Origin of the sequence: Vibrio sp. Y58_MX_L22 (genome assembly GCF_024181865.1) — a bacterium.
GTDB classification, from domain to species: Bacteria; Pseudomonadota; Gammaproteobacteria; order Enterobacterales; family Vibrionaceae; genus Vibrio; species Vibrio alginolyticus.
On record NZ_JAMZAN010000002.1, the window covers coordinates 20,890 to 45,596 of the forward strand.

The window sequence follows — 24,707 nt, forward strand, 5'->3', positions numbered from 1 at the left end:
TTCTTAACCATGTCGTCAAGTACTTTTTCGCAAATTTTTTCTACTTTAATGCACTTTACTGGCGCTGTTGGATATTTCGCAAACCCATGAACTTTTTGTGATTTTAATCAAGTCCAAACACGAGTAGAATCCACCGTTAGTAAAGAATTTTCCTTATAAAATTTTTAGTGAAGCAATGAAGTCTGAGTTTCCAAGTTATAAAGATAAGCATATCGCTGTTGTTGGTGGCGGTGTAGCAGGTGCAACAGCAGCAATTCATTTTGCGGAGCTGGGTTTTAAAGTTTCCGTAATAGAGAAGGGCGTATCACTAGTAAATGGTCCACCCATTTGTCATTTGCATGCTGGTGGTAATTTATATCGAGAGATTTCCGAGCAACAATGCTTAGACTTGTTAGCACAATCTATTGATACTGTTCGCCTGTATCCGCTTTCACTGAATATTCGTCCGACAATCATCGCGGTTCCTCATTCCGATGGTGGAGACCCATCCACACTAATTCCGCGATTAGAGGTTGTGAAAAGTGCTTATCAGACGCTCGTTGATAAAGATGAGAGTAATAAAGTGCTCGGCGAACCAAGCGAATACTACAAACTGTATTCAAAAGCGGAGCTAGAAGCTCTCGCGCAACGTACTCAACCAAGTCATCCTACAGACTTCGATGAGTGGTGCATTCCTTTTGCTCAACATGCTGATCTTGAAGCGCTAAAGTATCCTGTTGTCGCAGTTCAAGAATATGGTTGGAGTGTTTTTCGCCTCGCCGCAATTGCCAACTTAACACTAGATACGCTTCCTAATGCTTCGGTCTTCACACAAGCAACGTTTAAGCAAGCCGATTGGATGGGGGAACACTGGCAACTTGGCTATGAACGTGAAGGTATTGATTACCTGATGACATGCGACTACTTGGTTAACGCGTGTGGCTTTGAAACAGGCTCAATTGACAACACAGTTGGTGCCAGGCGAGACAGGTTGGTGGAGTTTAAAGCCGCTTACGTTACGAGGTGGGCAGACTGTCAACAACAATGGCCAGAAGTTATTTTTCATGGCCCGCGTGGAACCGATAAAGGAATGGCTCAATTGACGCCTTATGGCGATGGTTACTTTCAACTTCATGGTATGACAAAAGGAATCACGCTGTTTGAAGATGGTTTAGTGGAGAGCACGAACTCATCTGCTCAACCTGAACTGCCTATGCCTTTACTCTCGAAGATCCGTAACGGCTGGAGAGAAGAAGTGCTAGAAGAGCGAACGAACAACGCCATCAAACACATGGCACAGTTCATTCCCGACTATCACTCTGCTGTAAAAGGAGGAAAAGCATTATTTGGCGCTCAGCAAATTCCCGGAACAGATCCAGTACTCAGAGCGGCAGATGTGACTTTTGAAGATAATCACTACGCGAGAATAGAGGTGGTAAAAGCGTCATCGACACTACTCGCAGCGCAAAAAATGCTTCAATTCTGGTTTGACATCGATCCTAACCAAAATGTGGAAACACAGCATCCGGTCGCTGTAAAGTGGTCTGAAAAAGAGGTCGAGCAGTACGCGATTAAACTCACTCAAGAGCGAGGCTATCCTCAAGCTTTAGCAGTGCGTTATGGTATGCCTGCATAATCGGCTGTGTTTGGGCTCAGTGGTTGTATTAATACCCAAAAAACTGAGCCCATTGGCACCATACTTCTTGCAAGCCTAGTCTGTCTCCTTTAACAAAATTGACTTTTTGTCCGGGTTTCGCCTGTGCCAGTCTAGGTAAATCAATACGAGCTACGCAGCCAAATTTAGGATACCCGCCAATAGTCTGGTGATCGTTGAGCAGCACAATAGGGTTACCATCGCTAGGTATTTGAATTGAACCTAACGCAATTCCCTCTGATAGTACGCCTTCGTAAGGTGGACGAATGTTATTGCCCTTAAGACGGTAGCCCATGCGATTCGAATTGGGGGAGATGATGAATGCTTTGTTGTAAAATGCTTGGCGAGCGTCTTCATCAAAGTCCTCGTTCTGATAGCCTTCAATCACTCTCAACTTAATGGGTAAGTTGTAATCTGGCTTAAAGCGAAACGTCATTTGCCTCGGCTTACGTTTCGGTAAGTTATGAGGGACAAAGGGAAGAATATCGCCAGCTTTCAAAGCGCCACCATTTGAATCATAACCACCTAGAGATTCTCTCGAGACGGTCGATGCGCTTCCTAAGTGCTGAGCAACATTGAATCCACCTTTAACCGCTAGGTAGGAGCGAAGTCCATTCCTTGCGACTCCGAACTGAAGCTTCTGTCCTTTTTTCAACGTAAAGTCAGACCAATTTGAAATAGGTTCACCATCTATTTTTGCATTTAAATCACCGCCACATATAGCAAGGTGGCAGTTATGCAAGGCAATAAAACAAGCGTTACCCAGAGTAATTTCAATCGCAACGCAATTGACTACGTTACCAAGCAAATGGTTGGCCCAACTGTAAGCATAGTCGTCGACCGGGCCACCTTGAGTCACACCGACATGCGCTAAGCCAAAACGACCAAAGTCTTGAACTAAAGAGAGCGGTCCTGGCTTTTCCACCAGTAATCCACCGTAACTCATAGTACGCCTCCTAAATCGATAAACTCTTGTTTTGAAATAGCATTAAAGGTGACCTTGTCACCCACTTCAAACGGTATAAAAGGAGGAGAGTCGGAGAAGAGCGCAAGCGGGCTTTTACCAATAATGTTCCATCCGCCAGGACTATCTGATGGATAGACGGCCGTTTTAGAGTCTGCGATTCCGACACTTCCGGCCGGCACTTGAGTTCTTGGTGTGGCAAGCCTTGCCATGTGCAATTGAGTATCAACGTCAGAGAGAAATGCAAAGCCTGGAGCAAAGCCAATTGCAGAAACCGCGTACTCGGTTTTCGTATGCAGGGTAATAAGATCGTCTAATGACAGACCTCGCTTTTGAAAACGAGATAGATCTAACGCGGTTTCTTCAGAGTAATACACAGGGATAGTAATGTGATTCGGCTGGGAAAGCTTAAGTGATTGAGTATCAAACTGGCTCACGATTTGTTGCAGCTCATTGGCTAAGTTCTTTTCGTTGATTCGAAAAGGTAAGTAATCAATGAGAATAGTTTGATAGGAGGGGACAACGTTCATAACAATTGAAGCGAAAGTTTCTCTTATGCTGCGAGCAAGCTCTCCGACTGCATTTTCAGAAATACTCTCATCAAACTTAATGAAAATACTGCACTCGGAGATCAAAGAGATATTAAATTTCTCTTTATGCATTAATTTCCTCCAGCGTATAGGCTTTGGCGGATCTTTTGGATCAGCGCGATCGACTCTTCATTGTCACCATGAACACAAATTGTGTCGGCTTCCAATAATATGTAACCGCCTGAAGCGGTTTTGACACGCCCAGAGTCAGCTAAGGTCCGGACTTGCTCAAGTATCGCGTGCTCGCTTTTTAACACGGCATTGGGCTGTGTTCTAGGAGTCAGTAAGCCGTCATCTTGGTATAAACGATCTGCAAATGCTTCAAATAGCAAGGGAACATCATAATCGTCTGCGATTTCTAAGTATTTTTCGTTTTCCTGTGAAGCTAGGATCATTAACGGTACTTTGAACAGTGCTGCCGCCTTTACTACCGCTCTAAATATCGCATCACTTTTCATCATGTCGTTGTATAGAGCACCATGAGGCTTTATGTAACTGATGTCTGTGTATTGCGCCCGGCATAATGCTTGTAAAGCACCAACCTGATATATAACCATGTTCGTAATTTCATCACCCGTCATGCTTATGCTTCGTCTGCCAAAGCCTTGTAGGTCGGCGTAACCTGGGTGTGCGCCAATATCAACATCGTTGTCATTCGCTAGGGTGATAGTGTCGTGCATGACATTAGGGTCGGAGGCATGAAAACCACACGCGATGTTCGCCATATCAACATGGGGCATCACGTCTTCATCTGCGCCCATACTCCAAGAGCCAAAGCTCTCGCCCATATCACAGTTCAATGTAAGTTGCTGTTTATTCAATGTCATACGTTTTATTTCTACACAAGCAATGGGTTTACGATGCAGGAAAATGCATCTAGGTTCAGTGACTCACTTCATTCTTCTATCATGAAAACGAGGCTTTTTGAGCAGATAGGTGACGAAAAAGATCACGTTAGTCCATAAAGATGTTGCCGTTATTTGAGTTGATCCGAATTTTGAGGTATTTCGTTTCTTTTCCATCCAATTTTTGAGAATTTAAGGTTATTTTGCATTAGCATCGTGTTAATCTTGTCGCCCTTCATGGGTGATAGATTGCATAATGGTTCTTCTGTCATTTTTGTGGTTGTCTGCGACAGGAATATATATGTCATTACGAGCGAAGCTTATTTGGCCTCTTCTGGTCTTTTTAACGGCTATCTTTGTTATCTCAAAAGGTTACACCTCGTATACTGTATACCAATCGTCTAAGCATGAACTGGTCGAGCAGACAAGAAAGTTGATTAACAACGTTTCTTTCTCAATTAAAGATGCGCTGACGACAAAGGACAAGCAAAAAGCTCAAACTATTCTCGCCAACTTTTTAAACCAGCCAAATGTAACGCGGGTCAAACTTTATGACCAAGATGACCAACCATTCGCTGTTATGGAGATAAGTGGGGCACTAGCACCCGTTCCCAGTCAAACCGAAAGAAGTAGGTTGCACGCTCTAGGCTATGCCTTATCAACCAAATTTCTTTATGTTCTAGAGCCGATTATCCATGATGGCTATGTCATTGGTAGCATTAGAGTCACGCTTTCTCATCGCCCAATTGTAGAAGCCATACAATCTTTACTTCAAGATGGCGCTTTACTTCTTATGTTTCTGATCGCTGGTGGCACTGTTTTTTACATAAGTATCGAGAGGCTTGTTCTCAAGCCCGTTATGGAGCTTAGCCGCGTAATAGAGAATGTGACACACGGACGAAGCACGGAAAATCAAGCACGCTATTACGCCAACGATGAAATTGGAGAGCTCGCGAGATCTTTCAATCAAATGATGAATAGGTTAACAGTACGTGAGAAGCAGCGGCAACATTCGCTAGACACACTAGAACAAAAGCGCGCATTTTCAGAAGAGGTTATCGAATCTGTTCAGCATGCATTAGTTATTACAGACAATTCCGGACGTGTTATTCATTGTAATACGGCGACCCAGCAAATATTTCAAAAAAAATTAGATGAACTTAAATACGCCAATATTCGTGATCTAATTAAAACCAAAACACCGAATGAGCTGAGTCAGATCCTGAGTCGAGGCCTAGAGTGCGATGATATTCACCTCAAAAATGCAGATAACGAACAGCAGTTGAGCCTAACCAGTCGTCGCCTCTCGACACATGAATACTTACTGTTTTCGATTCAAGATATCACCGAAATTGAAGAAGCCATAAACCGGCAACGTGTTGCGGGACGTGTCTTTGAAAGCAGCCAAGATGGTCTCATTGTTCTTAATCATCGCGGTGTCATTACGATGGCAAACCCTGCCGTCACTAAGTTAGTCGGCTTAGAGGTGGATCAGCTTATTGGGAAGTCATTCATCCAAACGCTAAAGTGGCGCAAGTTACAGGAAATGATGCCTAGTATCATCGAGTCGATAGAAAATTATGGCGTTTGGCAAGGTGAAGTTATCGAGAAGAACCATATTGGTCAGTTTGTACCGATGTTTGCTCGAGTCAATCGTATCGTTAAGTGTGAAGACTATGGTTTCTATGATCTGGTTATTGTTCTTACCGACCTTTCCGGCGCAAAAGAGATGGAACGATTAGAGCATTTAGCTCATCACGATGCTTTAACGGGGTTAGCCAATCGATCTAAGTTCCATTTAGAGTTGGAACAACTAGTACAACGCTCTGGATACTTGCGTGACGAATTTGCAGTTTTGTACCTCGATCTGGATGGATTTAAAGAAGTTAACGATACCTACGGTCATGATGCAGGTGATGAAGTTTTGAAAAAAGTTTCCGAGCGTCTAACATCTGCGACGAGACATAGTGATTTAATCGCAAGACTTTCTGGTGATGAATTTGTCATGTTGGTAAATCCCGCCAATCAAAAAGTGGTCACCCGAATAGCAGAACAGTTGCTCGAGAGCATATGTGCTCCAATTGAGTACAAAGGTCACTTACTCAAAGTTGGCGTTAGTATCGGCGTAAAATTAGTCGGCGTAAATGAGCGCGATGCTACTCGAGTTTTAAAAAGTGCGGATACGGCAATGTATCAAGCAAAGAAAGCCGGAAAAGGCCAAGCAATATTAATGGGATGCGAATTACAAGAGACAGTTTAAATCGTAACGTCAAAGCTTTAAACTAACCCAATTCGCGTCAGAAGGAATAATAAAATGAAAGTACTCGTTACGGGTGGTATGGGCTATATCGGTAGTCATACGTGTATTCAAATGATCGAAGCTGGCATGACGCCAGTGATTCTTGACAACCTGTACAACAGTAGATCTACGGTATTAGATCGAATTGAAAAGGTATGTGGTGTAAAGCCAACCTTCATTAAAGCCGATATCAGAGATAAATTGGCGATGGTAGAAGCACTAAAGTCGCACAATATTGAAGCTGTTATCCATTTTGCTGGTTTAAAGGCCGTCGGTGAGTCTGTAGCAAAACCTTTAGAGTATTACGACAACAACGTTAATGGCACTTTAGTATTGGTTGATGCAATGCGTGAAGCCGGAGTTAAATCGTTGGTATTTAGTTCATCAGCGACTGTATACGGTGATCCTGCTTCTGTACCCATCACAGAGGACTTTCCAACTAGCGCAACTAACCCATATGGGCGCAGCAAATTAATGGTAGAAGAGTGTTTAACCGACTTCCAAAATGCGAACCCTGACTGGAGCATTACACTTCTTCGTTACTTTAACCCGGTAGGTTCACATCCAACAGGCGAGCTAGGTGAAGATCCTCAAGGTATTCCAAACAACTTAATGCCGTTTGTTTCTCAAGTTGCGGTAGGGCGCAGAGAGTTCCTTTCTGTGTTTGGTAGTGATTATCCGACCAAAGATGGCACAGGCGTACGTGATTATATTCATGTAATGGACTTATCTGATGGTCACGTTGCTGCATTAGAAAAAGTAGGTAGCAAAGCTGGCCTTCATATCTATAACCTCGGTACTGGTAACGGCTACAGTGTACTGGACATGGTGAAAGCATTTGAAGCCGCAAGTGGTAAAGATGTCCCATACCAACTTGTTGAGCGTCGTCCAGGTGATATTGCAGAGTGTTGGGCGGATCCATCAAAAGCGATGAATGAGTTAGGTTGGAAAGCAACTCGCACTCTAGAAGAAATGACTGGCGATACATGGCGCTGGCAGTCTACTAACCCTCAAGGTTATCCAGATGCCTAATCTTTAATTTACAAAATAGTAACAAAAAGGCGCGTAATTGCGTCTTTTTTGATCCAAATCGGAAAAAATCGTAAATTACTGGTTAAAAGGTAGCAAGTATATATAGAGCTGTTAAACTATGCCCGACTCTTAATTTGGGTTATAAATTTTCTCATAGCTATTGGGGTAGTTCATGGAACTCGGTCTGATCATCACTTTCATCATTGCAGCAGCAGTAATGGTGAAAAAAGAGATGGCAAAACAGTAAACTTTCATTTTTCATACTTTTCTTTACATTTTTGAAATGAAAGCCATAAAAAAAGCCAGCATTACGCTGGCTTTTGTGTTTTTAAGGTTTAGAACTCGTATTTAACACTAATGTTATAATTACGCTCAGCTTGCGTTTTGTCTCGACTTAACTCAGTCTTACCGCGAACATCGTTCCAAAGATGGTATTCTTCATTCGTTAGATTCATAACACCAGCACGAATGGTTATATCTTTCATTGGTTTGTAGTACGCCGTTAAGTCAACGACTGTCGCAGACGGCAAAGCAACTTGGTCTTTGATTCCGCCTTTATCACCATCAGAGTTGATATCACTGTTCGATTTCTTAGCCGTGTAGTTTACTTTTAGGCTTGTCCCCCAAAGTGCATTTGGTGAATCGTAATTTACAGCAGCTACGGCATTCCATGGGTTTACACTGTTCAAAGGATTACCATCACCATCTTCACCTTCTGTGTATGCTGCAACAAAGCGAGTTGTCACGCCTGATGGAAGACCAGCAATGGCATGCCAATCAAGACGGTTAGAGAGCTCAACCCCTTTAATGTTTGCTTCACTAATATTGATATTTGTGAATTCAGTTAAACCACCATTGTTTGATGACGTTTGCTCAATAAAGTCACTGTAATCACTGTAGTAGAACGCTACTTCAGTTGCAGACGCTGCAGTGTTATGACGGTAACCAAGTTCATAAGACAAACTCTTTTCAGATCCCAAATTTGGGTTAGGGCGGTTGGTATAGCCATGAGCCGGATTATCGTAAGTGTAGTAAAGCTCGTCGAACGATGGCGCTCGGAACCCTTGGCTCACTTGCGCGAAGATCGTGCCAGGTTGCGATACAGAGTAAGTCGCTCCTAAACGACCAGTTAATGCAGAGTCGCTAAACTTCTCGAATGACTCTTCAGAAGTATTTGAAGGATTAGTAGAGAAGTAATCGTAACGCACACCTGGAGTCAGAATTAGCTTGTCATTAAGAAGCGAAATTTCATCTTGCAAGAATAAACCAAAGCTTTCTTCTTTTGCATCCGGTGTGTAAACGTAAACAGTATCTGGCGTGCCAGGATCGGAATTAAACTCGCGATTGGTATTACTGATGTCACTATGTTTGTACGATATTCCGTAAACAATATAGTGATTTTGAATCTCTTTATCTAACTGAGTTTCGAATTCAAATTTGTCTTCAGTATATTCGTAATCTTTTTTCTGTTGGTTGTCACCACTAGGCGGTACGTAAGGTGGGTAACCTGGGCTGGCTTCGATAAAGCGATTAGACACGCCGTTTTCTTCTTTACCAATCCATGTAAGCTTGGACGTGATCGTATCCGAGATAGCTGCATCTGCAAACCAAATGTGCTTGAGCCCAATGCGATTTTGCTTGGTTGTGTCTTCAGCGTTGAAGTTTTTGTAACTTTTATGTGCGATCTCTGAGTCAGTCTCGTTGTAAATAACTTCTCCCAAGAACTCCAAGCGATGAGCGTCATTCAATTGAGATTGAAATTTTACCAATAGATCGTTTTTGTAATAATCTTGGTTGTCCACAGAATAGTTATCGTAAGGCGCCTTAGAGAAATTTTGTAGCTCTGCACCATCACGGCGTGTAAAGGCTATAAGTGCTTCTGTATTACCGAAACGCTTTGCTAAAGCTACATGCTCACTAAAAGAGTTATCTTCCGATGAATAAGAGAGTTTAGCTTGACCACCAAAGTCTTTACCATCTTTGAGGAAATCCTTCGGATCTTTTGTTTCGAATGCGACAACACCGCCAATTGCATCACTACCATGTAGGCTAGAAGCTGCTCCTTTAACAATTTCGACACTCTTTAGCATATCGGGGTCGACAGTAACGGCACTAGAATTGATAAACGAATAGGGTCCACCGCTGAATACACCTGGTTGAGATGCACCGTCTACTAAGATTTTAACTCGTTTACCTTCCATCCCGCGAATGTTAATACTTTGGACGCCTTGGCGTTGAGTGCCATTAACAGTAACACCTGGCGTATACTCGAATAGATCATTCAAGTCCTTTACCATGTTTTCTTCGATGTCTTTCTCTGATACAACAGCAACAGAAGCAGCAACAGTGTTTATGGTTTGGTTGGTACGGGTGGCCGACACAACGACTTCTTCAAACTTAGAAGCTTCTTCCGCATGAGCAGTATGGGAAAGGGCAACTAAAATGGAGGCTGACAAAATTGATTTTTTATACATTGGCTTCAATACCTTAGATCCATAATAGGTAACAACACGCGGATATTAATGGATCTAAATGGTAATTACTATCATTACCATTGTTATTTATTGGTTTGTATTGAATCTTATTCTTAGGCTATGAGCATTCCTAGTCTTTAGTTATCAATATGTTATATTATTTGTCGTTAGTTCTTGATAAGTTCATCCAAATACAACGAATGTGATGAATATCACATTAAGGGAGGCCATGTGCAGAGTCCAATTACGTTAGAAGCACTCCATATTCTAGATGCTATTGATCGAAGAGGGAGTTTTGCTGCTGCTGCGAATGAGTTAGACAGAGCCCCGTCATCGCTGAGCTATCAAATCCAGAAACTCGAGCAAGACTTAGACATTATTATCTTCGATCGCTCTGGTCACAAAGCCCATTTTACTGAAGCAGGTAAGCTTATTCTTGAAAGAGGAAGAGCCATTTTACAAGCCAGTGAAAAGTTAGTGAACGATGCAACGTTATTGGCGAATGGCTGGGAACTGGATATTACCATTGCCTTCGATGGCATTATTCCTATATCCAACTTTTTCCCGATGGTTGATGCGTTGGCCGAGGTCAGCTCAACTCGAGTCAGACTGCAAGAGGAGATTCTGGCTGGTAGCTGGGAGTCTTTGAATACGGGGAGAGCTGATTTACTAATTTGCCCATCACTGGATACGCTTCCTCAAGAAGTTAAGTCAGAAAAAATTGGTAAAATGAGTATGTATTGGGTAGCTTCCGCTGAGCACTATGTTCACAAGCGTAGTGGTAAGTTTGATGAAGCAGCACGAGAAAAGTATCGGATTATTGCTATTGCAGATACCGCACGTGAGCAACCAGCACTCTCAATTAATATCATTCAAAAACAGCCTCGCTTGACTGTCACCAACTTTACGGCAAAAGTAGAAGCGCTCACTGCAGGTTTAGGCATTGGTACATTACCAAGCCAAATTGCGCAACCTCTTATTGATAGTGGTGTATTGAAACGAATCGAAGGCACTGAAGAACAGCCGATGGATATTATTTTGGCATGGCGCCGGAACACTATGGGTGAGGCAAAATCCTGGTGTATTCAGTACTTAAAAAAGAATTGGAAACTAAAGTAACAACGTAACTTTTACTTCTTAGATTCCCATTGATTATCGAATGTAAGAAGTAAAAGTCATCGCTAATGCTGCGCTTTTCAATTTAAAGGGAGCACCATATCTGCCGTACCGTCTGCAAACTGGACATCGATCTCAAACCCCAAGTTCTGAGCCAACATCAACATTCCTCTGTTTGTTGGCATGGTCATTCCAGACATTTGCTTTGTGCCTTTAACTTTGCAATAGCTGATTATTTTCTGCATCAGCACTTTGCCTAAACCTTTTCCTTTCAAATCTGAACGAACCAAAATAGCAAACTCAGCGTCACTATTGTCTGGTGTAATCAATGCGCGGGCTACCCCTATGATAGACGGTCCGTCAGTATTAAACGCTACCGCAACAAACGCCATTTCGCGGTCGTAGTCGATTTGAGTAAAGTTTGCCAAAGCCTCATGGTTGAACTCTCCAACTTCAGAAAAGAAACGTTTATAGAGATCTTCTTTCGATACGCTATTAATGAATTGAGCATGTAGCGGCTCATCCTCAGGCAAGATAGGACGAAGCAGGATAGGTTGGCCATCTCGAAGCGTTACAGTTTCGACAAACTCTGCCGGGAAAGGGCGAATCGCTAGCCGTTTTTGGGCGTCTCCTTCGTATTTACACAGTGTGACATCTGCATCAAGGATAGTTAAATCGCTTCCGGACACTAGCACTGGATGGATATCCAGTTTTTGTATTTCTGGTAACTCAACTGCCATTTGGGAGATACGAACCAAGAACTTCGACAACTCAGTAATATCGAGCGCATCTTTGTGTTTCTGCAGGCGAATCTTTCCAGACTTTAGGGCAACAACGACAAGGTAGCGCGCAAGCGTCATGTTCAAAGGAGGAAGTGCAGCGACGGCATCTTGGGCGATATTCCACTCAGAGCCGCCTTGACCAAGCAAGATCACTGGTCCAAAGACTTTATCTACTGCAATACTAATCCGTAGCTCTTCAGCGCTGCCGAGCTTTGCCATCCCTTGTACCAACAGCCCATGTACATTGGCGGAAGGGTAACTGAGCTTTACGGTATCTAAAATGGATAGCGCTGCGTTGGAAACTTCTCGACTGTTTCTTAAATTTAGAGCAACACCGTGAACATCCGATTTATGAGGAATGTCTGGAGAACGCAATTTTACCGCAACAGGATATCCAATATTTTCTGCCATATGAACAGCTTCAATGTCGTCAGATGCAATCCACGTAGGCAAAACGTTAAACCCGAACAGCTTAAATAATGGGCTGGTTTGATGCGTATCTAAGGTGACTGTATTTTTATCCAGTAGTCGTTCATTTGCCCACTCTTTTGCTGAACTCACACTTCCAGAATGTAATGGCTCTGCCGTCGTTGGCGTTTCCATTAGTTGTTTCTGGTTTCGTCTGTATTCGACCAAGTGCATGTATGCTACAACCGCACTTTCAGGTGTTCTATAGGTTGGAATACCCGCTTGAGTAAAGGCCAGTCGCGCTTCTCTCGACGTTTGTTCTCCTGACCAGTTGGTCAAGATATTAAAATGCTTATGCCGAGGGTGAGATTTGATGGCATTAATAACGGCTTGAGCAGTTTCAAGAGGATCAGAAACAGCAGAAGGACTATGCATAATCAATATCGCATCTGCACAGTCGTTATTCATCAGTGCGTTAATGGTATCAATATAGCGTTTTTGGGTTGCGTCACCAGACAGATCAATCGGATTTCGAGCACGCCAGTTGGATGGAAGTACTGCTTGTAATTGCTCAATGGAAGCGTCATCAAGCGTTGCGAGTTGGCCACCACGTTCAATCAAAGTATCAACGGACATAACAGCAGGGCCGCCGCCATTGGTGATGATCGCTAAACGCTCTCCACGAAGTGGCACAGAATGCGTGAGTGTTTCTACCGCGGCAAAAAGCTCATGCGTATTGCTGACTCGTAACATACCAGTTCTGCGAATAGCAGAATCGTAAATTACGTCAAGTGTATCTCCGTCTTGCTGCTCAAAAGTATTCATCTCTTTAGAGCGGCCCGCTTTTAGCACCAATATACGTCGGTTACGTGAAGCGGCGCGCGCAGCAGACATAAATCGGCGAGCGTCTTGGATATTATCAACATAAAGCAGAATAGCTTCAGTGTTTCCATCCATACTCAAATAGTCGAGCAAATCTGCAAAATCGATATCTTGTCCGCGCCCAATCGAAATGAATGAAGAAAAACCAATGTTCTTATCATTTGCCCAGTCTAAAACCGTGGTACAAACCGCCGCGGATTGTGAGATGAAAGCAATTTTTCCGGGTTTAGCTGCAACAGGGGAAAACGTGCAGTTAAAATTGTGCCAAGGAAGGATGATACCTAAGCTGTTTGGGCCTAAGACTCGAATGTTCAATGATGAGATATCTAAAGGATTAGGGTCATCAGAGATAACAATCGCAAACGGTGTGCCTCTCTCATCTAGCTCTTTAAGCAATTGCTCGTTACGTGAAACGTTCGTACACAAAATTGCAATATCTGGCGTATAGGGCAGGGAAGCTACATCAGAGTAAGCGATCACGCCAGATACGGCTTTATATCGCGGCGTTACTGGCATAATCGCGCCACCAAATCCACTTTGTAGAAGGTTGCGCATCACAACATGTCCTGCTCGCAATGCTTTTTGAGATGCCCCAATAACGGCCACAGAGTTGGGTTTAAAGAGTTTATGTAGTTTATTCATGCTGACTCCTGGCCGTTTGTAAGTCACGTTGGCTTCTCGGTTTCATATCAATCATAAACGAATAATTTACTGATAAAACATCTTCAGACCAGACATTGCAGAAAATGTGTACGATGCTTATGGAGTTTGTGTTATTCATCACATCAAAATCACAGATTATTGTATTTGATGCTTGATAAACGGCCCTGCTATCGGCATGATTTATCGTAATATTTATCCAGAGCATTTGTTACTTCATGAAAAAAATCGCAATCATCGGCTTGTCAGTTCTGCTTTCTGCTTGTGCATCTGAAACTTACATCACGGATGTGACCTCAGAAAGTTACCGAGAGGACTACAAATCAGATCGTATCTCTAAACCAATTATGGCGTCTGAAAACGCTGTAGTAGAAAAAGACGTACAACCAACTGTTGTGAAAATGACGGCAAAGCCTGAAGAAAAGAAAGTAGTCAAGCTAACGCCAAAAGAGCAGGCGAAGCCAGTTAAGATCGTACCACCAAGTAAAAAGCAAGCTGGCATTCAACGATTCGGCTATACCATTCAAGTCGCAGCTGTGGGTAGCCAAGCTAAAGTCGATCAGTTTGCAAATAAGCTGCCACAGAACGGTCAGCCAATTTGGGAAAACTACAAAGTTGTAAACGGTACTAAGTGGTTCTCAGTTTTATACGGAGACTACGCAACAAGCGCAGAAGCCAAGCAAGCGATTTCGACTTTGCCAGCTCAATTTCAGCAGTTAAGACCATTTGTTAAAAGCATTGATGCAATCAAAAACTCAGCTTACCCAACGCTTAACAAATTAAATTAACACATCAAATAAGGGAGCGAATAGCTCCCTTATTTATTTGCTCAAATCCTATTCGAACAACATTCCTCACATTAAAATTACTGTACGTCACACTTCAAAGGTTTATCATAATAAATAGTATCTTTTGTAGGTCACGGAAAGATGGATTCATGATTAAAAATATTCTTTTACTATGCGGCGGTGGCTCTTCTGAGCACGAGATTTCATTATTGTCTGCAAACTTTGTCGAACAACAACTAAATCTTATTGAAGACGTTCACGTTACACGCGTAGAAATAAAAAACGAAGGTTGGATGACCAACCAAGGTGAGTTGGTTTACTTGGATCTCAATACCAAGCAGTTGTGCTCAAGTGAATCTAATCAAACCATTGATTTCATCGTGCCTTGTATACATGGTTTTCCTGGCGAAACAGGCGACATTCAATCTCTGTTTGAAATCGCAGGTATTCCTTATCTTGGCTGCGGGCCAGAAGCGAGTAGCAATAGTTTCAATAAAATCACATCTAAGCTTTGGTACGACGCTATTGGCATACCCAATACGCCATACTTATTCTTAACGCGAAACGATGAAGAAGCTCACGTTCAAGCTCATAAAGCCTTTGAAAAGTGGGGAAAAGTTTTTGTTAAAGCCGCTCGCCAAGGTTCTTCCGTTGGCTGTTACAGTGTCACAGAAAAAGACAAGCTTTCTAATGCAGTAAATGATGCTTTTGGGTTTTCTGACCAAGTGTTGGTTGAGAAAGCAGTAAAACCTCGAGAACTTGAAGTTGCTGCATATGAGATGAATGGCCAACTACATATCACTAAGCCAGGCGAGGTCATCGCGCCTGATGGTGCTTTTTACTCGTACGATGAAAAGTACAGCAGTTCAAGTCACTCGCTCACAGAAGTTGAGGCGAAGAATCTAACTCAAATACAATTAGATTCCATCCAACACGCGTCAGAGACGGTATTTAAACAAATGAATCTTCGTCATTTATCTCGTATCGACTTTTTCCTAACGGAAGATGATGAGATTTACTTAAACGAAGTAAACACATTTCCAGGAATGACTCCGATCTCAATGTTCCCTAAAATGCTTCAAAACAACGGGCACAAATTTCATGAGTTCTTGGAAGATTGTATAAACAGTGCAAAGTGATTAACGTTATCGAGACGCGTTTTATGATACAAGTTGTTTTCTAGAGCAAGGATTATTCAAGCCGTATTTGAATATTGCTCAGTAGCAATTATGATTATATCAACGCATTAAACAGATGACTCAGTGGTATGGCGATTTCAAATTATAGAGGTTTTAACCTGCAGTCAGTCGGATCAGATGGCAGTGTTTGGAAGGTTAAAATCAAGAACCACGTTTTACAGGGCAGTTTGACGGCGGTAAAGAAAAGCATTGATTGGTGGTGTGACACCGCATCGATTATTGATCCCAAAGAGTTTGCTTCACTCGGACAAAGAGTGCAGCAAACTGGTGTTGCAAAATCAGAGGTCTTTAACGGCTATACTATTCAAAACGATACAGGCCAACCTAACTCTTGGTACTGTATGTTTAATGGTAAACTGATTAAGGGCAGTAAAGCCGCTATTCAACGCCATATCGAAGCTTATTTGGTTGCAAAGCAAAAAGCGATGCAAGCTCAACAACAAAAGAAACAATAGAATGACTCTGGTGTATTCAACAGAAACCGGTCGAATTAAACCGGAAGAAGAAAAAGTATCTCGCCCTAAAGGCGATGGTGTTGTTCGGATTCAGCGCCAAACGAAAGGCCGTAAAGGTAAAGGCGTATGCATTGTTACAGGTTTAGACTTGGATGATGCACCTTTAAAGTTATTAGCGGCAGAACTCAAAAAAGTCTGTGGCTGTGGTGGCTCTGTAAAAGATGGCAATATCGAGATTCAAGGTGATGCTAGAGACAAGATCAAGGCACATCTTGAAAAGAAAGGCATGACAGTCAAATTAGCCGGTGGCTAATTTAATATTTCCAGTAAACAAAAATGGCGTCTAAAGAAATAGACGCCATTTTTTATAAGTTGCTAATTGAAGAGCAAGCAATCGTAGATTGATAGATCGATATTAGCTATTTTATGGTAAATAACCATTATGTTTAATACTTACAGTAAGGCCCTTAAATTTAAAATCTGCAGGGGAATAGGAGTATACTCAGACAACATTTAGCGTATGGCAATAGACAATTTAACATAATATACATAATGCGCACTGGAGGGTGGTTTGTTAACAAAGGTTAACTCTTTGATTAAGCGTTTCATAAGTGTCTGATAACCAAGCCGTAATTTTTTATTTTGTCGATTTCCATAACGCAAGTTACTTGTACTATTCGTGACGTTCGTTTTGTGCAATCAACGAAAAACCACTAAAACCCTGACCGCCACATAATGTTGCGTTCGGTAACGCCCAAAACAACAAGAAAAATATTTTTAGTCAGTTATTCAATATGCGAGCGTTGTCATGTTTCACGAATCATTCTGCACACTCTTTTGGCGTGAGTTTACCTCCATCAAGCAAGGCGCTGAATATTTTCACGTCTCCAAACCGACGATTACTCGTTGGCTCGATGGCACGGTTCCGGTTAATCCGATGGCAGAAAAACTACTGCTCATCAAATCACTTGGCTATTTGCCTAATGATATTCGTTGGTCTGGATTTCGTGTTGATGAGAAACGCGCAGTGTTAATCACGCCGTCTGGTCGTGAGTTCAACCCTAAAGAATTGGAAAGTTTTGTGTTTTGGCGTGACGAACACCGTCAGTTTGTGGAAATGTACGGACACTTTGAGCATCCCAAGGTTTATCCTGCTAAAGAAAACGTCTTACCATTTCGTGGCGGCCGTCGAATGAAAGCCGCCGAATGGATACCAACGAAAATTAGAAACGATAAGTAAATAAGGCGGCTTAAATCACCTTAGTGACAATCAAAGCCTTATACTTTCATCAAATTTCTTTACCGTAATAATTTCTTTATCATCATCTTTGCTCAACATCCACCTAGCCATGATTTTGATTTTCGGGTCAAGGAATCTAAATCTTGTTCCTTTAGGTGTTTTTCTGATTAAAGGGCTTTCACCACTTGCTAAATCATTGAGGTTTGCTGAAACATTTAACACTTTTCCTTTCGTGCTGATTGGAAATAATCTCCTCAAATTCTCCTCCACCTCTTGGACAGAAAACTCATTACTTAGAATTCGACCAAGAGTGAAGATAACTTGGTTTCTTCGACCGTGCTTGGTTGTTTTGGAGTTGATATGAGTTTCCATGCGGGCGTTTTCGCTTATTAGCGCATCTTGCACCCAATTCCTTAATGAGCACTTATAAATATCATTGGTGATAATGCCACCGTTATCTTCTGCCTCCAGAGCTAACTCCAAGCAAAAGTCATGGACATACTGAGGCACATTGGCAGAAAACCAAGATACTGCATTCAATAGATATCTTTCATTAAACCCAGTATTAGAATCAGATAAGCATTTAAACTTCAACATCTTAAATAAGCCCCTCTCAGCGAGAGCTGACACATCTTCTGTCTCTAATACAGATACTTCTGGAATCTCTTGAACGCGATTGATAATAGTCTGACTAGAATCTGCGGATGCGAAGTAGTCTCTCAAGTTGCTAGGAGTTCCCACCAATAGAATGCGCACCCGATACTTAGCATATTCATCATCATCGAGATACATCAGTATGGATGTCAACTCTTTAACGAGTTTTTCGTCTTTGACTATGTGCTCTAAATTTTCCACAACTAAAAAAGACTCGTCAGACCCAGCTTTTTTAAATAGCGCTCGTACTAGTTCGAGGTATGGTTCTGGTGAAGATGACTCATATTTTCTTGTGTGCTTTAATCCACCCTTTACAACACCTACGCTTGCGCCAGCGTCTTTGCTTTCTTCATACCCTTTGTTCTCAAATGGGGTTAATCTCGCGTTCAGAGCTTTGATTGCAGCAGTAATGGAGCCCGTAGAATTGACCGTGGCGGAATTGAGAACCTCATACGTCACCTTTCTTTCAGCAAAAATTTTTTTATATAGCCATGTTTTGCCGCACCCACTTTCACCATGAATAATAACGTGTTTAGGTTTTCTCAATGCTCTTTTAAAGGCATTTTCTAGCTCTTGACGATGTATGTACATTTGCGTATTTACGTATTTCCCTTTGGGAGTAAATACGCTTTCAGGTTTCACTCTGTTGATAAACAAACCAATTTCCTGTTTTTCTTTTTAGTAATTGATTTGATTATACATTAATTTAATTTGCGTTAAGAATATAAAAAGCCGAACCCCATCGCTAAGGGTTCGGCTTTTTTAGGCTTCTGCTTTGGTGGCATTCGTTTGAAGCCCGTCGAGGTCAATCGACCCGCCCAAAGTATCGGCTCCCTACTCGCTGTGTAAATCGTCATTAATAACGATTCGAACCAGTTCGCAAGGTTTAAGCCTCGTTTATCATTGTTGCACTTGTTCACCGTCGTGCTTCGTTTCAAAAGTGCTCCACGTGTCACCTTTTAATAGAGTTACGAAAGTGGTTTCTTCGTCGCTGTATTCTTTGACCACCGTAGAGTTAAGCATTTCTTCTTCAGTTGGCTCATTGTAGAAGTGGCAATGCCTCTGGTTTTTTGGCACTCCCCATTTATCACAATTAGTACGACAGTAATGGCAACCATCTGATGCTGTTCTGCCCGGATGGCTATAAGAGGAAAAGCTTATAACTGACAGTAGTGCAGTAATGCAGAATAAAGAAAGCTTCATTGCTATTGCTCCGTTTTGTTATCGCGTTATTGCATATTGAATTATCGCTCATTAAGTAACAAAGCGCATATTGGCGCATCAAAAAACAAACATTAAACACTCTGTGAGTTTTAGATTTATGACCATAGCGACAAAAAGCCGAACTCTATCACTAGGGCTCGGCTTTTTTTATTGTGGCTTTACTTGATTGCTTACACTAGCGGCGGTGCGACATCGAAAAAGTTCATGTATAGGTTTTGGCTAAAGAAACCACGAACCTGCGCGTTTGCCGTTGAGCTCACCATACCGATATTCGACATCGTGACGGTGCCATCATCACCCAAGCTGAAATCGGTGTCTCGCGCTTGAAACTCAAACTCAAAACCTTGGTTGCCCATGATGATAAACGACAGGTGTTTATCAATTGGGTAACAGCCCTCAACGCAAGGTAGGAAAAAGGTTGGGTCTGCTTTTGAGAACTTCTTGGTGATAATGAACTCTTTCCCGATGCCTTGATTGGTGTAATTGAGTTTTGGTACTTGTCCGGCTTTACCGTAGTACACCCCTGCACCTTCCACGGACAACACGCCCCGCGCGGCGCTTTCAATGAAAAACGCACGTTTACGATAGTTAATGGTCGCGCCACCTTCGGCCAGACTTGGGATTTCAAGCCAGAACTCTTTTACATCGTACAAGCCCGCCGGAAGTTCAACGGTGCGTGACGCTCGGACACTGGTTGCGTTGCCGTCTCCGTCCAAATCACAAATACCAAAGCGAATCTTTTGCGGGCCACCTGCCTGACAACAGCGCACATAGGCGTAGTAGTTTTGCTCGCCATCTTCAATCAACGTTGGTGTATCAAACTCTTGGAACAACACCGCATTGGCACCGTTACCCGTCATGCCAAGACCACCAAACATAACGGCGTTACCATCCTTGTTTTGGTGCAGGTCGGCTTTGCTATATCGGCCGGATTTCACTTTGCAATAACTGATACTGCCGCCGTGTTGAACCTCAATGCTCCACGATGGACAAATGGGTTTTGCAATGCCTTTCATGAAGTTAAAAGATTTGGCTTTATCTACCGCGTGGCCGTACAAAATATCATTCGAAAGCGTTGCGCTGTAATACTCCGCAAAGCTTGGGTTTCGCAATAGGTTGTCAGGCGCATTGCCAGCAAGCGCCACTTCTGCCATGGCGCGCTCTAGATAGTCGGCAATGTGCTCGACTTTTTTATCCGTGCTTCCCGTTGGAAGCGGTTTAACTGAATCTGTCATGATAAATACTCTTTAATCTGTCTGTTTGGCCGTGAGCACCAACACGCTTTCGCGTACATCTTGCAGCCCTTGGGTAAGCTGTTTATTGATGGCGATTTGGTACTTCAGATTCATGCCGATAAGCACAAACATGACCAGCGACTCGGACGAAAACCCCAGACCCGATAAGGCGTTAATAAGGGCGTTTTCCATCCAAGCCCCCTACTTTTTTGCTTGGTTTCCACTTGTCCGGCAGCGACTCATACGCGCCAATCACGGCGGGAATGGCTAAGCCAACCGCGCCGCCAAAATTCACGCCCGTATCAGTCAGCTCCACGCTGAATAAATGGCCGTAGCCCGTCGCCGCAGCGATAACCGAGCCAAGCAGCGTTAAGCCCTTTAATGTTGAACGTTCAAACATGTTGTGTTTCTCCCTAAACCAGATTGACGCCTTTCAGCACCGTGTTTTTGCTGTAGTGGCGACCCACTTCCATGATGCTCATCGCGTGAAGCACTTCGACCAACAGCGGCTTGTTGTTCACCAAGTCAATGCGCTCATCCATACCCACACCAACGCGACCCGCGACAAAGCGTGCATAGTTGGCCGTGTGGTTTTCGTTTGGTGGTGCAAAGCGGTGAATGATTTCCGTCAAGGTGTGCAGCTCATGGCGGCGCTGATAGTTACGCAGCAAAATGGCGCCCGCACGAAAGCCCCATTCGGGCGCTTGAAAGGTTTCAAAGGCCTTATCACGTGACGGTGTCACCTTGCCTTGCCATGCATTTGGTGCGATGCGAATGTTGAGCGGGTTATTAATGCGAATCCCGCGAACGCTTGATGTAGTTGATGTCGTCATGGTGAACGCTCCAATTCCAAAAACAAAAATAATTAAGATAAACAACGGCATGGTTACACCTCCAACAGTGTGACGCTGTCACCCTCCGCGCCCGTTAAGGTCATGTCGGCCGTGCTTTCAATGGTGATGCGCTCGCCCGCTTCCAGTTCAAACGCATCAATGAACACCGAGGCGGTGTTGGCTTTCGCTGCCTTAATCGTGATGGCTTTACGCGTGGCGTTTTGCGCAATGTTGTGCGGGAACACGCTCACCGCTTCGGTGATGAGGTTGCGACTGACTTGCGCATCGACGTTGACCACTTGCGTTGCTTCGAGCGTGACCGCGGGCAGTGCAGACACTTCCACCGATGGCAACGATTGAACCGTCACGGGTTGCGGCGCTTTGAACTCAACAGGCGGCAACGTCGTGACGCCGAGCTGTTGATTCGCGGCCAATTCAACCGCGGGAAGTTGATTCACCGCCAGTTGTTGATTGGGCGCGATTTCTACCGCGGGTAAGTGTTCCACCGTCACCCCTGGCATGCGCTCAATCACCACATTCGGCAGTGCTTGCACTACCACGCTTTGACCCTCAACGGGCGGCGTGAACATCCCAAAACCAAATTGAATTTCAATCTGGTTATCGGTGCGGCTTGAGATAAGCAAACGCCCAAGGTGTTTACCCTCGCCCACGTTAAACACTGACGACTTACCAAGCGTGACGCGCTCGCCGGACGATTCACGATAGACTTCAATCTCAGCTTGCGCCGATTTCAGATACAGCCAATTGCCATCTGGCGTCAGCGGGATGGCTTGACCCGCTAATAGTTGCGTGTTCATCGTTTTTTCACCATTACGTAGCCAAGCACCAACACAAGCACAATCGCGAGAACGACCATCATCTTGCTCGTTTCGACTTGCCCGCCGTCTTGTTTGAATTTCGCCAAGTCCATCATGGCTTGTAGATTCTTCGAGTTCTGCGCCGCTTGGTTGCCCGCCAGTCCTGCCAACATATCGAGGTTTTCACTGTTGGTTGAGGCATAGGTCGCCAAGGAATCGCCAGCAAAATCGGCCACTTCATCAATGGCGGTTTCGGCAATGTCGTGCGTGGTGTCCATCGCTTCAAGCGAAATACGCTCATTGCTGTTGAGCATCTCGCCACCAAACGCAAAGGCTTCGTCAAACGCCTTTTCGCCAAGCTCCATGGCGGCATTCACTGCGCCGTGGTCGGTCATGGTGGTGTTGATGGTCGAGTTGTTCACCCCCGAAATCGCCACACCGAGGTTATCGCCACTAATGGCATTCTGACCGCTGACGTTAGTGGTGTTACTGGTATTACTCGATTTTGATTTAGAACTACCCATCTACTGCACCCCCAAATCCAAACGAATAAAATCACCGTCTTGCTTGGCAGTGACGCCAATCGAACGCACTAAACGGGCAACGCCATCAAAGGCGGTGTCGGCGGTCATGGATGACATGCCCGCCGCTTTCACCACTTTGCATAACTGGATAATCCCCGAACGCAGACCGCGACCCGCAACGCCCCACAAAAAGTAGTTATCCCCGTCTCGCTCACCCGCAATGATGAGATCATTTTCATTGCTGATTAGGCGATACAGACTCACGCGGCCATCCTTGACCGCTTTGCACAATTCAACGTACGCATCAGGGCAAGCGCGAAACGCGGGCTTGAGTTCACCAAGCGCGCGTTTCGATTGCGTCACGACTTCAATTACTTCTTTTTCCATAGCAACACCGCCGCAATCACAATCACTACAAGAATCATCAACGTGGTGGAATTGCCGCCGCCCATGTTGATATTGCCTACCGATAGGCTGCCACTTGATTCACCATCGGCACCGCTGACCGCGGGACCACCGTTGGCGCTAATTGGCATCGAGCCGGAATTGCCTAAAAGCCCACCAATCATAATTTGAATCCTTTCTTGTACAGGACATAACACACCAGAAGCAGACCGAGCACCCATCCGATGCGGTCAAAACCGCCCGAGACTTTGATGCCCGCCCATACGCCCACCGCACCTGCAATCAGGTATGGAATAAACGGCATTACTTCTTCCCCTTAGCGACGTAGAACATCGCCAATAACAACAGTACGAACAGCATTCCCATCATCATGTGCGTGGTGGTCACCCCCGCAAACGCGGAGGTGTACACAGGCTCACCCGTGGGTTGTTGGTAGTCGTTATTGTGCTTTCGCTGTTCATCTGGATTGCTGGACTCGACGCGTTGAGCTTCGTTCTCAATCTTTACGCCGAGCCAGTCCTTGCCCAAGTCGGTGACGTCGGTCATCAGTTCGCCGCCCGTTTCTAAGACGCCATCCCAAATGGAACCCCACATGCTTTGCTCTTGCGCCATAACGCCCCCTTACTGCGCGGTAGGCACCGCCACTTGTTCGATGGCTTCAATCAGCACCGGAATACTACCCGCCGCCGTTTTTTCCACTTCAAACGCCAGTTGTTTCATGGCCGCCGTTGGTAAACGTGCTTCGCTACCAAAACCGCAACGCGTGAAGTCCATCGAGAAGAAGCCCGCATTCTGCTCACGACCCGCCGCGGCTAAGTCGTAGGCGTTATCGGCCTTGTTGACGTTGAGCTCTTCACGTTCATCACGCAGGACGCGAACGCGTTCAATCGTGTTGTCTTTGAGGTGCAAACGCTTGATAGACAGCGCCGCGCTACGCTCGGCAAAGTCAAACGGTGTGCGACCACTTGATGCGGCGTACCATGTTTGGGAATAGATGCGCGGCATGTAAATGCGCTGGCTTTGCGCCGCCGTGGTATGAGCACGAGCGCGAATCATTGGTGCCGCGGCACTCGCTTTGGCTTTTAGCTGGATGTACATGAACCAGATTTCGCCTTGCAGCGTCACAAGCTCACCTGTACGGATACCCAGTTTGGTACGCATCGACAAATCCGAGAAGTTCAACACGTAGCGACCCGCTTGCACGTATTCTTTCTTGTGCTCTTGCAAATCGAACAGGTCTTGACCCGTCACGTTGACGATTTCACGGCCGTTCACTTTCACTGTGATGCGCTCAATGTCTGCCGCATCGAGAATGTCCGTCACCAGTTCAATGTTTTGGTAAGTTGGACCCGATACCAAGCGCAGTGTGGCTTGGTTGCCCCAGTTCACACCCTCAACAGGGTCAAGCTCACGTGGACGCGGGTTAAAAGGTTGTTTTAGTGCTTCCATTAGAACCACCCATTTTCGCCGTTAAGAGTTTCACGCACTGGGTTCAGCACGCTGATGTTGTTGATAGCGGCAATCACGATTAACGTGATAATCAGTGCCATCAATAGGTTTTTGTGTTGCTGTTTCATGTTGTCCCTTTCGGTTGTACACGGTTAAAAAGTGATTTCATGAAACAGGGATTTGAGAGGAAGCGAAAGC

At 44.3% G+C, this 24,707-nt stretch carries 28 protein-coding genes; 9 read left to right on the forward strand and 19 right to left on the reverse strand.

Annotation, left to right across the window (positions count from 1 at the left end; translation table 11 throughout):
* Positions 1-175 precede the first annotated feature (175 nt).
* Positions 176-1,615: an FAD-dependent oxidoreductase gene (locus NL626_RS05175; protein ID WP_213866346.1), complete on the forward strand. Its 1,440-nt coding sequence runs from the start codon at positions 176-178 to the stop codon at positions 1,613-1,615.
* 28 nt (positions 1,616-1,643) lie between these two features.
* On the opposite strand, the gene NL626_RS05180 is transcribed toward NL626_RS05175, so the two are convergent.
* From NL626_RS05180 to NL626_RS05190, 3 genes are read right to left on the reverse strand one after another with little or no spacing between them, the layout of a single operon-like run.
* Positions 1,644-2,579, reverse strand: a complete 936-nt coding sequence (locus NL626_RS05180; RefSeq protein ID WP_253657054.1) for a biotin-dependent carboxyltransferase family protein — start codon at positions 2,577-2,579, stop codon at positions 1,644-1,646.
* Positions 2,576-3,259: an allophanate hydrolase subunit 1 gene (locus tag NL626_RS05185; protein ID WP_238972410.1), complete on the reverse strand. Its 684-nt coding sequence runs from the start codon at positions 3,257-3,259 to the stop codon at positions 2,576-2,578. The genes NL626_RS05180 and NL626_RS05185 overlap by 4 nt, the downstream gene beginning before the upstream one ends.
* Positions 3,259-4,014 carry a 5-oxoprolinase subunit PxpA gene (locus NL626_RS05190; RefSeq protein WP_005386314.1) on the reverse strand — a complete coding sequence of 252 codons (756 nt, stop codon included), beginning with the start codon at positions 4,012-4,014 and terminating at the stop codon, positions 3,259-3,261. The genes NL626_RS05185 and NL626_RS05190 overlap by 1 nt, the downstream gene beginning before the upstream one ends.
* Positions 4,015-4,333: 319 nt before the next feature.
* Between NL626_RS05190 and NL626_RS05195 the strand changes: the two genes are divergently transcribed.
* Together NL626_RS05195 and galE are read left to right on the forward strand one after the other, a co-directional pair.
* Positions 4,334-6,292 (forward strand): diguanylate cyclase, encoded by a 1,959-nt coding sequence (locus NL626_RS05195; protein ID WP_213866345.1) that lies wholly within the window; start codon positions 4,334-4,336, stop codon positions 6,290-6,292.
* A 54-nt stretch (positions 6,293-6,346) separates the two neighbouring features.
* A complete protein-coding gene (gene galE, locus NL626_RS05200) occupies positions 6,347-7,363 on the forward strand; it encodes a UDP-glucose 4-epimerase GalE (RefSeq protein WP_253657055.1) in 1,017 nt (338 codons plus the stop codon).
* A 335-nt stretch (positions 7,364-7,698) separates the two neighbouring features.
* On the opposite strand, the gene NL626_RS05205 is transcribed toward galE, so the two are convergent.
* Entirely contained in the window at positions 7,699-9,837 is a 2,139-nt protein-coding gene (locus NL626_RS05205; protein ID WP_213866344.1) for a TonB-dependent hemoglobin/transferrin/lactoferrin family receptor, read from the reverse strand.
* 231 nt (positions 9,838-10,068) lie between these two features.
* Here NL626_RS05205 and NL626_RS05210 point away from each other — a divergent pair, with 231 nt between their 5' ends.
* The gene (locus NL626_RS05210) at positions 10,069-10,956 is read left to right on the forward strand and encodes a LysR family transcriptional regulator (RefSeq protein ID WP_136977248.1); all 888 of its coding nucleotides are present in this window, start codon (positions 10,069-10,071) and stop codon (positions 10,954-10,956) included.
* A 77-nt stretch (positions 10,957-11,033) separates the two neighbouring features.
* Here NL626_RS05210 and NL626_RS05215 read toward each other — a convergent pair whose 3' ends face one another.
* Positions 11,034-13,667 carry a bifunctional acetate--CoA ligase family protein/GNAT family N-acetyltransferase gene (locus NL626_RS05215; protein ID WP_253657056.1) on the reverse strand — a complete coding sequence of 878 codons (2,634 nt, stop codon included), beginning with the start codon at positions 13,665-13,667 and terminating at the stop codon, positions 11,034-11,036.
* Positions 13,668-13,903: 236 nt separating this feature from the next.
* On the opposite strand from NL626_RS05215, the gene NL626_RS05220 reads away from it, so the two are divergent.
* From NL626_RS05220 to NL626_RS05240, 5 genes are all read left to right on the forward strand, one after another.
* On the forward strand, positions 13,904-14,473 hold the full coding sequence (locus tag NL626_RS05220) for an SPOR domain-containing protein (protein WP_005390018.1): 570 nt from the start codon (positions 13,904-13,906) through the stop codon (positions 14,471-14,473).
* Positions 14,474-14,622: 149 nt separating this feature from the next.
* Positions 14,623-15,612, forward strand: a complete 990-nt coding sequence (locus NL626_RS05225) for a D-alanine--D-alanine ligase (protein ID WP_033907069.1) — start codon at positions 14,623-14,625, stop codon at positions 15,610-15,612.
* A gap of 128 nt (positions 15,613-15,740) precedes the next feature.
* Positions 15,741-16,127, forward strand: coding sequence for a DUF3319 domain-containing protein (locus tag NL626_RS05230; protein WP_005376294.1), 387 nt, complete (start codon positions 15,741-15,743; stop codon positions 16,125-16,127).
* 1 nt (position 16,128) lies between these two features.
* Positions 16,129-16,440 (forward strand): stress response translation initiation inhibitor YciH, encoded by a 312-nt coding sequence (gene yciH, locus NL626_RS05235; RefSeq protein ID WP_005376292.1) that lies wholly within the window; start codon positions 16,129-16,131, stop codon positions 16,438-16,440.
* Positions 16,441-16,935: 495 nt separating this feature from the next.
* Positions 16,936-17,367: a phage protein gene (locus NL626_RS05240; RefSeq protein ID WP_253657057.1), complete on the forward strand. Its 432-nt coding sequence runs from the start codon at positions 16,936-16,938 to the stop codon at positions 17,365-17,367.
* Positions 17,368-17,397: 30 nt separating this feature from the next.
* Here the strand turns inward: NL626_RS05240 and NL626_RS05245 are convergent, their stop codons facing one another.
* The 14 genes from NL626_RS05245 to NL626_RS22935 form a co-directional block, all read right to left on the reverse strand.
* Entirely contained in the window at positions 17,398-18,678 is a 1,281-nt protein-coding gene (locus NL626_RS05245; protein WP_253657058.1) for an AAA family ATPase, read from the reverse strand.
* Positions 18,679-18,921: 243 nt separating this feature from the next.
* On the reverse strand, positions 18,922-19,224 hold the full coding sequence (locus NL626_RS05250; protein WP_253657059.1) for a hypothetical protein: 303 nt from the start codon (positions 19,222-19,224) through the stop codon (positions 18,922-18,924).
* A 191-nt stretch (positions 19,225-19,415) separates the two neighbouring features.
* Complete coding sequence (locus NL626_RS05255; protein WP_253657060.1) at positions 19,416-20,480, reverse strand: hypothetical protein; 1,065 nt, start codon at positions 20,478-20,480, stop codon at positions 19,416-19,418.
* 12 nt (positions 20,481-20,492) lie between these two features.
* Positions 20,493-20,672: a hypothetical protein gene (locus NL626_RS05260; RefSeq protein WP_017636135.1), complete on the reverse strand. Its 180-nt coding sequence runs from the start codon at positions 20,670-20,672 to the stop codon at positions 20,493-20,495.
* Positions 20,653-20,880, reverse strand: a complete 228-nt coding sequence (locus NL626_RS05265) for a hypothetical protein (RefSeq protein WP_017636136.1) — start codon at positions 20,878-20,880, stop codon at positions 20,653-20,655. The genes NL626_RS05260 and NL626_RS05265 overlap by 20 nt, the downstream gene beginning before the upstream one ends.
* Before the next feature lie 13 nt (positions 20,881-20,893).
* On the reverse strand, positions 20,894-21,364 hold the full coding sequence (locus NL626_RS05270; protein WP_046876230.1) for a structural protein: 471 nt from the start codon (positions 21,362-21,364) through the stop codon (positions 20,894-20,896).
* Between the two features lie 2 nt (positions 21,365-21,366).
* Entirely contained in the window at positions 21,367-22,131 is a 765-nt protein-coding gene (locus NL626_RS05275) for a hypothetical protein (RefSeq protein WP_182036606.1), read from the reverse strand.
* The gene (locus NL626_RS05280) at positions 22,128-22,655 is read right to left on the reverse strand and encodes a hypothetical protein (RefSeq protein ID WP_017636139.1); all 528 of its coding nucleotides are present in this window, start codon (positions 22,653-22,655) and stop codon (positions 22,128-22,130) included. The genes NL626_RS05275 and NL626_RS05280 overlap by 4 nt, the downstream gene beginning before the upstream one ends.
* Positions 22,656-23,042 carry a hypothetical protein gene (locus NL626_RS05285; RefSeq protein ID WP_029823319.1) on the reverse strand — a complete coding sequence of 129 codons (387 nt, stop codon included), beginning with the start codon at positions 23,040-23,042 and terminating at the stop codon, positions 22,656-22,658. It abuts the gene before it with no gap.
* Positions 23,027-23,224 carry a hypothetical protein gene (locus NL626_RS05290; RefSeq protein ID WP_005457419.1) on the reverse strand — a complete coding sequence of 66 codons (198 nt, stop codon included), beginning with the start codon at positions 23,222-23,224 and terminating at the stop codon, positions 23,027-23,029. Before NL626_RS05290 ends, NL626_RS05285 begins: the two co-directional genes overlap by 16 nt.
* Positions 23,221-23,364 (reverse strand): hypothetical protein, encoded by a 144-nt coding sequence (locus tag NL626_RS05295; RefSeq protein WP_017636141.1) that lies wholly within the window; start codon positions 23,362-23,364, stop codon positions 23,221-23,223. The genes NL626_RS05290 and NL626_RS05295 overlap by 4 nt, the downstream gene beginning before the upstream one ends.
* Positions 23,364-23,672 carry a hypothetical protein gene (locus NL626_RS05300; protein WP_253657061.1) on the reverse strand — a complete coding sequence of 103 codons (309 nt, stop codon included), beginning with the start codon at positions 23,670-23,672 and terminating at the stop codon, positions 23,364-23,366. The genes NL626_RS05295 and NL626_RS05300 overlap by 1 nt, the downstream gene beginning before the upstream one ends.
* A gap of 9 nt (positions 23,673-23,681) precedes the next feature.
* Positions 23,682-24,509: a major capsid protein P2 gene (locus NL626_RS05305; protein WP_253657062.1), complete on the reverse strand. Its 828-nt coding sequence runs from the start codon at positions 24,507-24,509 to the stop codon at positions 23,682-23,684.
* A complete protein-coding gene (locus NL626_RS22935) occupies positions 24,509-24,637 on the reverse strand; it encodes a hypothetical protein (protein ID WP_005457441.1) in 129 nt (42 codons plus the stop codon). Before NL626_RS22935 ends, NL626_RS05305 begins: the two co-directional genes overlap by 1 nt.
* Positions 24,638-24,707: the final 70 nt, after the last annotated feature.